The following is a 13,995-nucleotide window of genomic DNA, read 5'->3' on the forward strand; positions in this document are numbered from 1 at the left end:
CAAACGGGGACACATCAACAAGGAGGTTGAAATGAAACACTGGAAAAGGACATTCGCCGGAGCGGCCCTTGCCGCTGCCTGTGCGCTCCCGCTCAGCGCGCAAGAGCTGGTCAAGGTGGGTACTTTCGTACCGGAGCAAAGCGTCGGTGTCAGTCAGGTCATCAAACCCTGGATGGAGGCGGTCAGCGCCGCTGCGGGCGATGAAGTGCGCATGCAGGGCTTTTGGGGCGGGACATTGGGCAAAAGCCCGTTCAAGCAGTTCGAGCTTGTCCAGAACGGTGTCGCCGATGTCACCTGGGTGTTGCCGGGCTACACCGCCGGCCAGTTCCCGGAGATGGGGGTCTTCGAGCTGCCGTTTCTCTTCCGCACCGCCGAGGAAGCTTCGGTTGTGGGCTGGCAGATGCATGAGATGGGCCTGTTGACCGGCTTTGACGGGGTGCATGTGGTCGGCTTTTTTGCCGCTGAACCCAATGCGTTGTTCATGAAGAAAAAAATTGGCTCGCTGGACGATCTGGCGAATATGAAGATCCGCTCGGTCGGGGGCATTCACGCGTCCTGGCTGGAGGCGCTGGGCGCTGCCCCGCAGACGCTGAGCTCGGCCGAGATGAATGAAGGCCTCAATCGGGGCACCGTGGACGGGGCCATTCAGGGCTGGACTGGCATGCGCACCTTCAAATCGCTGCCATTGGTGGATCAGGCCTATGTGGTGCCCGCCGGGGCCATTCCGTTCCTGTTGTTGATGAACGAGGATAAATGGAACAGCCTGTCCGAGGCCGCTCAGGCCGCGATTATGGAGCATGGCGGGCGGGCCATGGCCCAGGCGGGCGGCGGCGCCTATTCGGATATCGGCAACGCCATCCGCGACGATGTGATCGCCGAAGGCCGGATCGAGATCGTGACACCGGATGACGCGACCATCGACGCCTATGCCGAACAGGCCAAGGTCGTGCATGAGGCCTGGATCGCTGAAACGCCCAATGGACAGGCGGTCTATGACGCGGCGGTGACGCTGCTGGCCGAGATGCGGGGCGCCAGCTGATGCAAGGCGGCGCCGTGGCCCCCCGGCTCGACCGGATTACGCAAACCGTGGCCATTATCGGCTTTTGCGGGCTGGTGGTCATGGCGCTGCTGATTTTCTACGATGGAACGGCCCGGACGGTGGGCCTGCCGCGCATTTCGGGCTTTTCGGATTATGGCGAGGTGATCTTTCCCCTGGTGATCGCCAGTTGCTTTCCTGCCGGGTTGCTGCGGCAGACCAATGTGACGGTGCGGGTGATCGGTGCCATCGCGGGGCCGCGCGCCAATGCCGCGTTCGAGCTTTTTGCCGCCCTCGTGACGCTGGCCTTTTTCGGCGTTCTGGTCTGGCAGTTCGTAGAGCTGACCGCGAAATACGGCGCGGCAGGGCGTACGACGCGCACCATCGACATTGCATTGGCGCCCTGGTGGTGGGGCACCACCGCGATCATGGCGCTGTGCCTTCCGGTACAGGTCTATGTCACCTGGTCCTGGGGGCGGTCGCTGATCACCGGTCGCGCGCCCGCGCACGAACATCTCAGACATGAAGGCGAGGTGGCCTGAGCCATGTTCGACGATCCGCTGACAACGGGCCTAGTGGGCCTTGCCGCCATGTTCGTGCTGATCCTGGCTCAGGTGCCGGTGGGCATTGCCATGGGCGTGATCGGCGTGGTGGGCACCGGGCTGATCATCGGGTTCGGCCCTGCACTGACCCTGTTGGCGACCGAGCCGTCTGCCGCCATCGCCGCCGAAGGGCTGGCGGTGATCGCGATGTTCCTGCTGATGGGCAACCTGGCACATGTGGGCGGGCTTTCGGATGAGCTTTATCGGCTGGCTTATGTCTATCTGGGGCACCGGCGCGGCGGGCTGATCTTTGCCACCGTGGGGGCCTGCGCAGGCTTTGGCGCGATCTGCGGATCATCGGTGGCCACGGCGGCCACCATGGCGCGGATCGCACTGCCGCAGATGTTGGAGAGGGGATACGCCAAATCGTTGGCCGCGGGGTCCATCGCGGCAGGCGGGACCCTGGGGATGATCGTGCCGCCGTCTGTGGTGATGATCCTGTACGCCATTCTGACCGAAAACTCGATCATCGCGCTGTTTCTGGCCGCCATCGTGCCGGGGCTGATGGCCGTTGCGTTCTATTTCGTGGCCGTGGCCATTGTGGTCAAACGCAACCCTGGTCTCGCCCCTCTGGGCGAAAGGATCGACTGGCCCGAACGGCGCCGCGCCGCGCGCAAGAGCTGGGCCGTGATCCTGCTGGCGGTGATCGTGTCGGGGGGTATCTATTCCGGCATCTTCACGGTGAGCGAAGCGGCCTCGGTCGGTGCTTCGGTCGCGCTGCTCCTGGCGCTCGTTCGCAAGCGGCTGACGCGGCCCAAGTTCCTCTCGGCACTGGGAGAGACGGCCTCCAATACCGGGTTGATCTTCGTCATCATCATCGGCGCATCGGTTTTCAGCTATTTCGCCACCCTCTCGGGCCTGCCCGCGGCAACCGTCGCCTGGATCGAAGGTCTGGGGTTGGAGCCGTTGATGGTGATCCTTCTGTTGATGCTGTTCTATCTGGTGCTGGGGGCGCTTTTTGACACGATCGCTGCGATGGTTCTGACGCTGCCCTTTGTCTATCCGCTGGTGATCGGGATGGGCTATGATCCGATCTGGTGGGGCGTTGTGATGATCGTCGTGATCGAGCTGGGGATGATCACCCCGCCCATCGGCATCAATGTCTTTGTCCTGCATGGCATGGCGCGCGATCTGCCGTTGCGTACGATCTTTCGCGGCGTGGTTCCCTTTGTCTTTGCCGATCTGGCGCGGTTGATCGTTCTGATCCTTTTTCCCGCGCTCAGCCTGTGGTTGCCGGGGCAATTGGGCTGGCTATGAGCGAGGGGCTGGAATACGGGCGCGCCGGTCTGATGGGTGTGCTGACGCCGCAGGCCAACACCACGGTCGAGCCAGAGCTCTGGGCGTTGATGCCGCCCGGCTGGTCGATGTTGAACGCACGCCTGACCTCCACCAAGGGCACGATCCCGGAGCGGCTGGTTGACTACACGACACGCTTTGCCGCCACGTCGGAAGCGTTTGCCAACGCGCCCATGGATGTGATCGCAGCCGCCTGCACCGGCGCCTCGTATCTGATCGGGCTGGAGGCCGAGGCGCGCATCGTCGATGAGGTTGAAGCGGCGCGCGGGGTGCCGTTTTTGACGGCTGCGCTTGCCTCAGTGGCGGCATTGCGGGCCATGAACGCGCGTCGGATCGGGCTTTTGTCGCCCTATCCCGACGATCTGAACCGCGTCTGTACCCCCTATTGGGAGGCGCACGGGTTCGAGGTTGTCGCAAAAGAGGGGTTGGCGCCGGAAGACAGCGCGTTTCATCCGATTTACGCGATGACCGGGGCGGGGGTCTTGGACGCCTACCGCCGTTTGTCGCAAAGCGATGTCGATGCGGTCTTGATGCTGGGCACCGGCATGGCGACACTTCGTCCGATCCTTGCGGGGCGCGCGGCGGGGCTGCGCCCGGCGATTTCGTGCAATCTGGCTTTGGTCTGGGCTGCGTCCCAGAAACGCCGCTGGGACGCATTGGAGGGGAGCGACCTGGCGTCCTGGTGTCAGGGCGCGCATTGGAAAGACCGGTTGGAGTTGCTGTTTCCGGCGTAATCGGCGCGACTGCGGTTGCCAGTGGGCGAAAGCAAACCGAACCTTGAACATACCCGTTCCTTGGGGGAATGCGCGGCAAGGCGTTGAGCGCGCCTGTGGTCGCACGCTCACAGATCCACGGCTTCAGGGTCGGTCGGGCGCGCCGGTGCACTCCGTCACGCGGCTGTTAAGGTTCAACCGGTCTGTGCTGATCCAAAGACATGTCTTTCCCATGACATCCGCGGCAAGTAGGGTCAGCCCAACCACCCGACCGGCGCGTCACCACGCCCCACCCCTGCGGCGATTGAGCGGTGGACCCGCGGCGTTCGGTATACTATTGCATGCCGAAAATGCGAACCCTCCAACAAAAGGCGTGAGACCCATGACCGACCAGACCTCTCCCGATATCATCTACACCAAGGTTGACGAAGCGCCCGAGTTGGCTTCGGCCTCGCTTTTGCCGATCATCCAGCGTTTTGCCCAGGCCGCGGGCGTCAGTGTCGGGACCAAGGACATCTCGCTCGCCGGGCGGATCCTCGCGACCTTTCCCGAAGCGCTGAGCGCGGAGCAGGTGCAAAGCGACGATCTGGCCGAGCTGGGCAAGCTTGTCAAAACGGCTGAGGCGAATGTGATCAAGCTGCCCAATATTTCGGCCTCGGTGCCGCAGCTTGTGGCGGCGGTCAAGGAATTGCAGAGCCAGGGCTATGCTATTCCCGATTACCCTGAAACGCCTGAAACGGCGGCTGAAAAAGAGACACGCGCGCGCTATGATTCCATCAAGGGGTCGGCGGTGAATCCGGTTCTGCGCGAAGGCAACTCCGACCGCCGCGCTGCCAAGGCCGTCAAGGCCTTTGCCCAGGCCAACCCGCACCGCATGGGGGTCTGGGCCGCCGACAGCAAGACCCGGGTGTCGTCGATGCAGGGGGGCGACTTTTTTTCCAACGAAGCTTCCGCGACATTGAGCGCAGATGCCACGGCCAGGATTGTCCTGACCGCGACGGACGGGGCCGAGGCAGTTTTGAAAGACGGCGTCGCCTTTCCGGCGGGCACGGTGGTGGACGCCACATTCATGTCGGCCAAGGCGCTGGACGCGTTCCTGGAAAATGAGATCGCCAGCACCAAGCAGGACGGCACGCTGTTTTCGCTGCACATGAAGGCCACGATGATGAAGGTGTCGGATCCGATCATCTTTGGTCACGCGGTCAAGGCGTTTCTTGCACCCGTCTTTGAGCAGTTTGGAGATGAGCTGGCCGCGCTGGGAGTGAACCCGAACTCGGGTCTCGGCGATCTTCTGGAGCGGGTGAAGGATCACGCGGGCATCATGGCGGCGATTGACGCGGTGATGGCGGATCGCCCGCCGATGTATATGGTCGATTCCGATCGCGGTATCACCAACCTCCACGTGCCGTCCGACGTCATCATCGATGCCTCCATGCCTGCGTTGATCCGTGCGGGTGGCAAGGGCTGGGGGCCGGATGGCAAGGAACACGACGCCAATTGCGTAATCCCCGACAATTCCTATGCGCCTGTTTATGATGAGACGATTGCATACTTCAAAGAGACCGGTGCGCTGGATCCGGCCACGGCGGGCACGGTGCAGAACATCGGCCTGATGGCGCAAAAGGCCGAGGAATACGGCTCGCATCCTACCACGTTCGAGATCCCGTCCGATGGGGTGGTGCGCATGGTGCTTGAGGATGGCACGGTGCTGCACGAACACAGCGTCGAAGCGGGCGATATCTGGCGCTCGGCCTCGTCGCGCAAGGCGCCGATCGAGGATTGGGTGATGCTGGCCATCGACCGGCAGCGCGCCGAAGGCTGCGAGGCCATCTTCTGGCTGGATGCGGACCGTGCCCATGATGCGGAACTGATCAAATACGTCATACCTGTTCTAGAGGCAAAAGGCGTTGCGGATAAATTCAAGATCATGGCACCGCGTGCTGCGACCCGCGCCACGCTCGAGACGATCCGCAAGGGCGAAAACTCGATCGCGATCACCGGCAATGTGCTGCGGGACTATCTGACGGACCTTTTCCCGATTCTGGAGCTGGCCACCTCGGCAAAAATGCTCTCCATCGTGAAGCTGATGCAGGGTGGCGGGCTGTTTGAGACCGGCGCCGGCGGATCGGCGCCCAAGCACGTGCAGCAATTGGTCGAGGAGAACCATCTGCGCTGGGACAGTCTGGGAGAGTTCTGCGCGCTGGGCGAAAGTTTCATGTTCCTTGCGGATGCCCGCGGCAATGCCAAGGCGCGTGTGCTGGGAGAGGCCGTGGAAGCCGCGACTCAGGGCATTCTGGATCACGGTCGATCGCCAGGCCGCAAAGTCGGACAGCCTGACAACCGTGACAGCCACTATTGGTTTGCGCGCTATTGGGCCGAGGCCCTGGCGGCACAAACGGATGATACGGATCTCGCGGCGCATTTCGCGCCTCTCGCCGCATCGCTGGCCGAGGGTGAAGCGGCCATTGTGGCTGAACTGGCTGCCGTGCGTGGAAATCCCGCCGATCTGGGCGGCTATTATCACGCCGATCCTGCCAAGGTCGCGGCGGTCATGCGCCCCTCTGCCACGCTGAATGGGATCATCGGCTAAGAGATGTCTTCGCCGAAGATCTGAGCCAAGAGTTTTCGGCGAAAACGTTTGACACCCGACGCTCCGCCCCAGTGGCGGGGCGTTTTTCGTCTTGGCAGAACGGCCCCCCCGTGTTCCCTTCCGCTGAGGGAGGATTGAGCATGTCGACAGTTACTTACGACAAAGACGGGCGGATCGGGCGGATCACTTTGAACCGGCCCGATGTAATGAACGCGATCAATGACGAACTGCCAGGCGACTTGGCGTCCGTCGTTGCGCGCGCCGACGCCGACCCGGAGGTTCATGTGATGATCCTGTCGGGCAACGGCCCCGCTTTTTGCGCGGGCTACGACCTGACATTCTATGCCGAGGCCAACGGCTCCAACAATGTCACGCAGGAGATGCCCTGGGATCCGATCAAGGATTACCGGTTCATGTGGGAGAACACCCAGCATTTCATGGCGCTGTGGCGCGCGATGAAACCGGTGATCTGCAAGGTGCACGGATATGCTGTGGCGGGCGGGTCGGACATCGCGCTGTGCGCGGATCTCACGATCATGGCCGAGGATGCCCAGATCGGTTACATGCCCGCCCGCGTCTGGGGCTGTCCGACAACAGCTATGTGGGTCTATCGGCTGGGTGCGGAAAAGGCCAAGCGCATGCTGTTTACGGGCGACAAGATCACAGGGCGCGCAGCCGCGGATATGGGCCTGGTCCTGGAGGCGGTGCCGGCCGAAGACCTCGATAACCGGGTCGAGGAGTTGGCCGCGCGCATGAGTACGGTGCCCATCAACCAACTGGCGATGCAAAAAATGGTCATCAACCAGGCCATCGAGCAGACCGGAATCTTGCAGACTCAGCGGCTCGCCACGATTTTCGACGGGATCACGCGCCATTCGCCCGAGGGGATCAATTTCAAGACCCGTTCCGAGGAGGTCGGCTGGAAGCAATCGGTTGCGGACCGGGATGATGGCACCTGGGACTGGACAGAGAATACGCCGCTGCCAAGGCGCAACCGATGATGTGATCCAAAGGCACGGGGTTCTTTCGGCGCGTCCGGTCAGGTACGGGATCGGTCCATCCTGCGCTCACCCTCACAAGCGATATGCCGGTCAGGAAGATCACGGGGGGAGGGTGTGACGCCAGCACATCGTCAGAACCGGCGATTGACCTGCCCCCGTGCGACGCGCCGCGCCTTTTGCTGCTCGCGCAGGAACACGAACAGGCCAGACCCCACGATCAGCACGATGCCCAGCCATACCTCCCATACGGGGAGTTCTGCAAAGACGACCCATCCCCACAAGACCGCAAGCGGCAGGCCGACATATTCGAACGGGGCCACCGTTGCCGCATCCGCCATGCGGTAGGCCTGGCTCAGGCAATAGCCCACAATGGCAGAGTTGAGACCTAGGCCGATGAAAAAGATCCAATCGTCCGCAGTGGGCCACACCCAGGCCCGCAGCAGAAAGACCAGGCTGGGGTTTTCCACCCCTTCGGCGAAACGCCCATCCCCGGCCACCAGCCAAAAGGCCAGCGAGCTGACAAGGAACATTCCCTGCACATAGACCGCCAGCGCGCTGGCCTTGCTCTCAACCCCCAGCTTGCGCGTCAGAAGCTGATTGATGGCATAGGTCAGGGCCGCCAGAAGCGGCAGCAAGAGGATAAGGCGGTCGACCTCCAACGCGTCGCTGCCTGCCCAGGGGCGCTGCATTATGACAACCCCCGCAAATCCGATGGCCACCGCGCTCATGCGCATCGGGCCTACCTTTTCACCCAGCATCGGGATCGATAGCAGCGTAATGATCAGCGGTGCGGCAAAAAATAGCGCGGTTGCATCGGCCAGCGGCATCACCGCCAGGGCCGTGAAATAGGTCAGATTGGCAATCACCAACAGCGCGCCGCGCAGGATGTGCAGCCCAGGGCGCCGTGTTTTGAGGATCTGCCAGCCGCCTTCCCACTGGACCAGCATAAGGCTGAACACGATGCCGATGGCCGACCGCGTGAACACCATTTGATGCAGCGGATAGGCGCCCGAGAGCTGCTTGATCAATACATCGTTGACCGAAATCGCCACCATTCCAGCCATGATGAATGCAATGCCCCATCCGGCACGGTTCTGGGGAGGGGGTGTCACGCGGCAGGCTCCTTGAGAGGGTCGTCCCGTTCCTCCTGACTGTGAGAGGTCCGGGCGTCGCGCCTGTTTGCGACAGGCTTGGCCAAATGTGCTGGGTAGAGTAGGAGGGATGCAAGTGCCAAAGGAGGATGACCCGATGAAGATGCAGGACCAGCGTGAGATCAAAGCGGCCCGCGAGGTGGTGTTCGCTGCCATCCTCGATCCCGAAGTGCTCAAAGACTGCATTCCAGGTGCCAGCGAGGTCACAGGCTCGGTCTCGGAAGGCTATAACGCGGTGGTCACGCAAAAGGTCGGTCCGGTAAAGGCCACCTTCAAAGGGCAGGTGCAGATGTCCGATATCGTCGAGAACGAGGCGATCACCATCACCGGCGAAGGCAAGGGTGGCGCCGCCGGTTTCGCCAAAGGCGGGGCCGTTGTCACATTGGAAGAAATCGCGCCCGAGCTTACGCGCCTGTCCTATGATGTGGAGGCCAAGGTCGGCGGCAAGCTGGCCCAGCTCGGAAGCCGTATCATCGACGGATTCGCCAAAAAGATGGCCGATCAGTTTTTTAGCAACCTTCAGGACGGTCTCGAAGGCCCATCCGAAGAAGAGGCGGACGAGGACGCGCCAAAGAAAGGCTGGTTCAAACGCCTGACGGGCAAGTCCTGATCTGCATCCGCGCGCAAGGTCATGTGCGTTTTAGCCCTGTCGTCTCTCATCTGAACGATTTAGTTTAGCATTTGTGAGACGGGAGAGCACCATGTCGGATATTGTCGAGATCAGGGACCTGCGCAAGACCTACGCGGGCGGGTTCGAGGCGCTCAAAGGTGTGACGCTGAACATCCACGAGGGAGAGATCCTGGCGCTTCTCGGGCCCAATGGGGCCGGAAAGACCACATTGATTTCAACGGTTTGCGGGATCACCCAAGCCAGTGGGGGATCGGTACATGTCGGTGGCTTCGATATCCTGGAGGAGTTCCGTGCGGCCCGCTCGATGATCGGCCTGGTCCCGCAGGAAATCGCGCTGGAGCCGTTTGAAAAGGTGATCAGCACCGTGCGGTTCTCCCGTGGGCTCTTCGGTAAGCCGCGCGACGATGCCCGTATCGAGGCGATCCTGAAGAAGCTTTCGCTCTGGGACAAGCGCGACAACCAACTCAAGGAGCTGTCGGGCGGGATGAAACGCCGCGTTCTGATTGCCAAGGCGCTGGCGCATGATCCCCGCGTTCTCTTTCTTGATGAACCAACGGCAGGCGTGGATGTGGAACTGCGCCGCGACATGTGGGAAACGGTGGCCGAGCTCAAGGCCGATGGCGTCACGATTATCCTGACCACCCATTATATCGAAGAGGCCGAAGCCATTGCAGACCGTGTCGGCGTCATCGCCAAGGGTGAATTGATGCTGGTCGAGGACAAAGACGACCTGATGCGGCAGATGGGCAAAAAGCAGATCGAGGTGCAGCTGTCGGAACCGCTGACCGCGATCCCCGAGGCGCTCGCGTCCTATGCGCTGGAGCTGCGCGGCGACGGCTGCGCGCTCGTCTATTCCTATGACACGCGCGCAGAGCGCACCGGTATCACCACGCTTTTGAACGATGTCGCGGCGGCCGGTCTGGTGCTGCGCGACATGCAGACACGGCAGACCAGCCTGGAAGAGATATTCGTTGACCTCGTGGCCGCGGCCGAAGGGGACGCGGCATGAATTTCACCGCGATTATGGCGATCTACAAGTTTGAAATGGCGCGGTTTTTCCGTACTCTGATGCAGAGCTTCCTGTCGCCGGTTCTGTCCACATCGCTTTATTTCGTGGTCTTCGGCGCCGCCATCGGGTCGCGGATCGACGAGGTCGAAGGGGTGAGCTATGGCGCGTTTATCGTGCCCGGCCTGATCATGCTGTCGGTGATGACCCAAGCCATCTCGAACGCGTCTTTCGGGATCTATTTTCCGAAATTCATCGGCACGATATACGAGCTTCTCTCAGCGCCTGTGAACTTTCTGGAGATTGTCTGTGGCTATGTGGGCGCCGCGGCGACCAAGGCGCTCTTTATCGGCCTGGTGATCCTGGTAACCGCGCATTTCTTTGTCGATCTTGAGATCCAGCACCCGCTTGCCATGCTGGCGTTCTTGGTTCTGACCTGCCTCTCGTTCGCGCTTTTGGGCTTTATCCTCGGCATATGGGCCGGGAACTTCGAGCAACTCCAACTCGTGCCATTGATGATCGTCACGCCTTTGGTGTTTCTGGGCGGATCGTTCTATTCGATCTCGATGCTGCCGCCGGTCTGGCAGACGGTTACCTTGTTTAATCCGGTGGTTTATCTGATTTCGGGCTTTCGCTGGTCGTTTTATGGGATGGCGGATGTGCCGATCGGGCTCAGCTTGCTCGCGATCGGGGGGTTCACCCTGGCCTGTCTGGCGGTGATCTGGTGGATTTTCCGTACCGGCTGGCGCATTCGGAACTGAGCGGTGTTCGACAAGACCGCGCAGGCGCTCCGGTACCTGCGGGACGGCGCTGGGGCAGACATGCGTGAAAGCGGGGCTCTGCCCCTGGCGTTCGGCCTCCCCCGGGAATATTTAGAGCCAGAAGAAGCCGTAAGCGGATCTCTCGCTTCTTCTGGCTTTAAATATTCCCAGGGTTTGGGACAGCGTCCCAAGGCCCGTGCGGCCGCGCACAAATAGAATAGAGTGCGGCGCAGCCGCTCCGGGTTTAGCGCCGCCTATCGTAGAGGCCGAAAGAGTGTGGCAGCGCCCGGGCGTGGCAAAATTGCCGCCGCATGTCGCAGATCATGTGACGTGATCAAACGAACTGGCCACGCCGCCTTGTTTCACCGCACCTGGCAATCTACATGGGGGCAATGATCCGAAGGCTGCCCTTTCTCAAATCCAACCCGCTCGTTGCTGTTGTCCGCCTTTCCGGCGCCATCGGCATGCCCGGTCGTGGCTCGCTCAGCGATGCGACGGCCGCGCCGATCCTGGAAAAAGCGTTCCGCAAAGGCAAACCCGACGCGGTTGCGCTTGAGTTGAACTCACCTGGTGGATCGGCGGTACAATCTTCGTTGATCGCAGCGCGCATCCGGCGCCTTGCCGAACAGACCGAAACGCCGGTCTATGCCTTTGTCGAGGACGTTGCCGCCTCGGGCGGGTATTGGCTGGCGGCGGCTGCCGATGAGATCTGGGCCGATGAGAGTTCGGTTATAGGCTCCATCGGCGTGATCTCAGCGGGTTTTGGCGCGCATGAGTTCCTCTCCCGCTACGGGATTGAACGGCGGGTCTATACCGCAGGGCAGTCGAAATCCATGCTCGACCCGTTTCGCCCCGAACAGAAGGAGGATGTCGCGCGGCTCAAAGTGCTGCTTGAGGACATCCACGCTAATTTCAAGAACCACGTTCAGAGCCGCAGGGGCGACAAGCTGCCCACGGACCGGGACCTTTTCACCGGTGAGATCTGGCTGGCCCGGACCGCGCTTGAGCTGGGGCTTATCGACGGTGTCGGTCATCTCAAACCCAAGATGCAGGAGATCTTTGGCGATAAGGTCGGCTTTCGCCGCTATGGCTTGCGCCGTCCGTTCCTGCAACGGCTGGGCGCACAGGTGGCGCAGGATGCCCTGACCGGGATCGAGGAGCGTGCCGACTACGCGCGTTTTGGCCTCTGACGTGATTCTCAAGATCGTTTCCCTGTTCCTGATTTTCATCGCCCTGCTGGCGATGTTCGGCAAATTGCGAGTGCCGGGCGTGCAGCGCTTGAAATCGGCCAAATGCCGGTCTTGCGGGCGCTACCGGATCGGCAAGGGTCCTTGTGACTGCGGTGCCGGAGGGCGCGACACATGATCCCTTGGCTCCTGTCCGGCCTTGGGCTGGTCATTTTGCTGCTGGCCGGTGATGCGCTGGTTCGTGGGGCAGTTAACCTGTCGCTGCGTCTGGGTGTGCCTGCATTGATCGTCAGTCTGACCATCGTGGCGTTTGGCACCTCGGCGCCCGAGCTCTTGATTGCGATCAAGGCGATCATGGATGACGCGCCGGGCATCGCACTGGGCAATGTGGTGGGATCAAACACCGCGAACATCCTGTTGGTTCTGGGTGTGCCGGCGATCCTGTCGCGGCTTCATACCAGCGAATGCGATACCAGAAAGACCTATGTCTTTATGCTGATCGCTTCGGCGCTTTTTATCGCGCTTGCTTTTACCGGCACATTTACGGCGCTGACGGGCGGGATCCTGCTGGCCGCTCTGGCCTATGTCCTGTTCGACGCGTTTCGCGATGCACGCGCGCATCAAAAGGCCGGGGACGGTGTTGAGATCGACATCGAAGAGCTGGAGGGCGCCGACCCGGAGATGCCCGGATGGCGTATCGCGCTTTTCCTGGTTCTGGGACTGATCGGGCTGCCGCTGGGTGCCGATCTGCTGGTGGATAACGCGACCGTCATCGCCAAGACCTATGGGGTCAGCGACACGGTGATCGGTCTTACCCTGGTTGCGATCGGCACGTCGTTGCCCGAGCTGGCCACCACGGTGATGGCCGCGATCCGCAGGCAGGCGGATGTGGCTTTGGGGAACGTGATCGGCTCGAATATGTTCAACCTGCTGGCCATTATCGGGCTGGCGACGATGGTGGGTCCGATCCCGGTCGACCCGTCTTTCCTGCGGTTCGATCTGTGGGTGATGCTGGGCGCGTCACTGATCATCTTTCCGTTCGTCTTTATGAAACGCGACATTACCCGGCGTTGGGGATTTCTCTTGACCGCTGCGTATCTGGTCTATCTTGCTGCCGTACTGATCTGATCATTCAAAGGCGATGTATATGACCCGAGCATTGGTGACCGGTGCGGGCAAGCGCCTGGGGCGCGCGATGGCGCTCTATCTTGCGGGACGCGGATTTGACGTTGCAGTGCATTACGCCAGCTCGGATGCGGGCGCAGGGAAGGTTGTCGAGGAGATCAAGGCCATGGGGCGCAATGCCGTGGCGCTTCGGGCGGATATGCTGAATGAGGCAGAGGTCGCACCGCTGCTGGGTCACGCCGGCACGGCGTTGGGGGGCGCGATCACCTGCCTGATCAACAACGCCTCGATCTTTGAATACGACACAGTGGCCAGTGCCACGCGCACAAGCTGGGACAGACACCTGGAAAGCAACCTGCGCGCGCCCTTCGTGTTGACACAGGCGATGGCGGCCCAGGGGCTCAGAGCAATGACGGACGAGAACGGTGAACCGCAAGCCGCCGGTCTGATCGTCAATATGATTGACCAGCGCGTCCGCAAGCTGACCCCAGAGTTCATGACCTATACGATTGCCAAGATGGGCCTCTGGGCGATGACCCAGACCACTGCCCAGGCGCTGGCCCCGGCAATCCGCGTCAACGCGATTGGTCCGGGCCCCACGATGCAGGGCGCGCGTCAAGGCTCGGAGCATTTCGCGGCACAGCGCGCCGGCACCGTGTTGGAACGTGGCGCGGATCCTGAGGGCATCTGTGCCGCGTTGGGATATTTCCTGGATGCCCGTGCGGTTACAGGGCAGCTGATCTGCGTGGATGGCGGGCAGCATCTGGCCTGGCAAACGCCGGACGTTCAAGGCGTCGAGTGAGGCAGCGTATCGCGCCATTTGGCGAAGTTTTCCACCGCAAGCATATCTGTAATAATTTCGTTACAAAAAAGCGTGTGTTTTCAGTGATTTGGGA

13 protein-coding genes are annotated in these 13,995 nt (G+C 61.6%); 12 read left to right on the plus strand and 1 reads right to left on the minus strand.

All coding sequences use genetic code 11. The features are described from left to right. Positions 1-31: 31 nt before the first annotated feature. From HEP69_RS19615 to HEP69_RS19640, 6 genes are all read left to right on the plus strand, one after another. Positions 32-1,039: a TRAP transporter substrate-binding protein gene (locus HEP69_RS19615; RefSeq protein ID WP_290560193.1), complete on the plus strand. Its 1,008-nt coding sequence runs from the start codon at positions 32-34 to the stop codon at positions 1,037-1,039. Beyond that, the gene (locus HEP69_RS19620; RefSeq protein WP_290560194.1) at positions 1,039-1,578 is read left to right on the plus strand and encodes a TRAP transporter small permease subunit; all 540 of its coding nucleotides are present in this window, start codon (positions 1,039-1,041) and stop codon (positions 1,576-1,578) included. Before HEP69_RS19615 ends, HEP69_RS19620 begins: the two co-directional genes overlap by 1 nt. Before the next feature lie 3 nt (positions 1,579-1,581). Further along, a complete protein-coding gene (locus HEP69_RS19625; RefSeq protein ID WP_290560195.1) occupies positions 1,582-2,895 on the plus strand; it encodes a TRAP transporter large permease in 1,314 nt (437 codons plus the stop codon). Further along, entirely contained in the window at positions 2,892-3,668 is a 777-nt protein-coding gene (locus HEP69_RS19630; RefSeq protein ID WP_290560196.1) for an aspartate/glutamate racemase family protein, read from the plus strand. Before HEP69_RS19625 ends, HEP69_RS19630 begins: the two co-directional genes overlap by 4 nt. Before the next feature lie 361 nt (positions 3,669-4,029). Further along, positions 4,030-6,237: an NADP-dependent isocitrate dehydrogenase gene (locus HEP69_RS19635; protein WP_290560197.1), complete on the plus strand. Its 2,208-nt coding sequence runs from the start codon at positions 4,030-4,032 to the stop codon at positions 6,235-6,237. Between the two features lie 140 nt (positions 6,238-6,377). Beyond that, the gene (locus HEP69_RS19640; RefSeq protein WP_290560198.1) at positions 6,378-7,238 is read left to right on the plus strand and encodes a crotonase/enoyl-CoA hydratase family protein; all 861 of its coding nucleotides are present in this window, start codon (positions 6,378-6,380) and stop codon (positions 7,236-7,238) included. Positions 7,239-7,369: 131 nt separating this feature from the next. On the opposite strand, the gene HEP69_RS19645 is transcribed toward HEP69_RS19640, so the two are convergent. Then, positions 7,370-8,350 (minus strand): DMT family transporter, encoded by a 981-nt coding sequence (locus HEP69_RS19645; protein ID WP_290560199.1) that lies wholly within the window; start codon positions 8,348-8,350, stop codon positions 7,370-7,372. Positions 8,351-8,486: 136 nt separating this feature from the next. Here HEP69_RS19645 and HEP69_RS19650 point away from each other — a divergent pair, with 136 nt between their 5' ends. From HEP69_RS19650 to HEP69_RS19675, 6 genes are all read left to right on the plus strand, one after another. Then, positions 8,487-8,999 (plus strand): carbon monoxide dehydrogenase subunit G, encoded by a 513-nt coding sequence (locus HEP69_RS19650; protein WP_290560280.1) that lies wholly within the window; start codon positions 8,487-8,489, stop codon positions 8,997-8,999. A 91-nt stretch (positions 9,000-9,090) separates the two neighbouring features. Then, positions 9,091-10,029: an ABC transporter ATP-binding protein gene (locus tag HEP69_RS19655; protein ID WP_290560200.1), complete on the plus strand. Its 939-nt coding sequence runs from the start codon at positions 9,091-9,093 to the stop codon at positions 10,027-10,029. Beyond that, positions 10,026-10,787 carry an ABC transporter permease gene (locus HEP69_RS19660; RefSeq protein ID WP_290560201.1) on the plus strand — a complete coding sequence of 254 codons (762 nt, stop codon included), beginning with the start codon at positions 10,026-10,028 and terminating at the stop codon, positions 10,785-10,787. The genes HEP69_RS19655 and HEP69_RS19660 overlap by 4 nt, the downstream gene beginning before the upstream one ends. Before the next feature lie 392 nt (positions 10,788-11,179). Further along, the gene (locus HEP69_RS19665; RefSeq protein ID WP_290560202.1) at positions 11,180-11,977 is read left to right on the plus strand and encodes a S49 family peptidase; all 798 of its coding nucleotides are present in this window, start codon (positions 11,180-11,182) and stop codon (positions 11,975-11,977) included. A gap of 171 nt (positions 11,978-12,148) precedes the next feature. After that, positions 12,149-13,102 carry a calcium/sodium antiporter gene (locus HEP69_RS19670; RefSeq protein ID WP_290560203.1) on the plus strand — a complete coding sequence of 318 codons (954 nt, stop codon included), beginning with the start codon at positions 12,149-12,151 and terminating at the stop codon, positions 13,100-13,102. A gap of 19 nt (positions 13,103-13,121) precedes the next feature. After that, complete coding sequence (locus HEP69_RS19675) at positions 13,122-13,901, plus strand: SDR family oxidoreductase (RefSeq protein ID WP_290560204.1); 780 nt, start codon at positions 13,122-13,124, stop codon at positions 13,899-13,901. Positions 13,902-13,995 lie beyond the last annotated feature (94 nt).

The sequence above is a fragment of the Aestuariivita sp. genome, from assembly GCF_021404545.1.
Taxonomy (GTDB): domain Bacteria; phylum Pseudomonadota; class Alphaproteobacteria; order Rhodobacterales; family Rhodobacteraceae; genus Aestuariivita.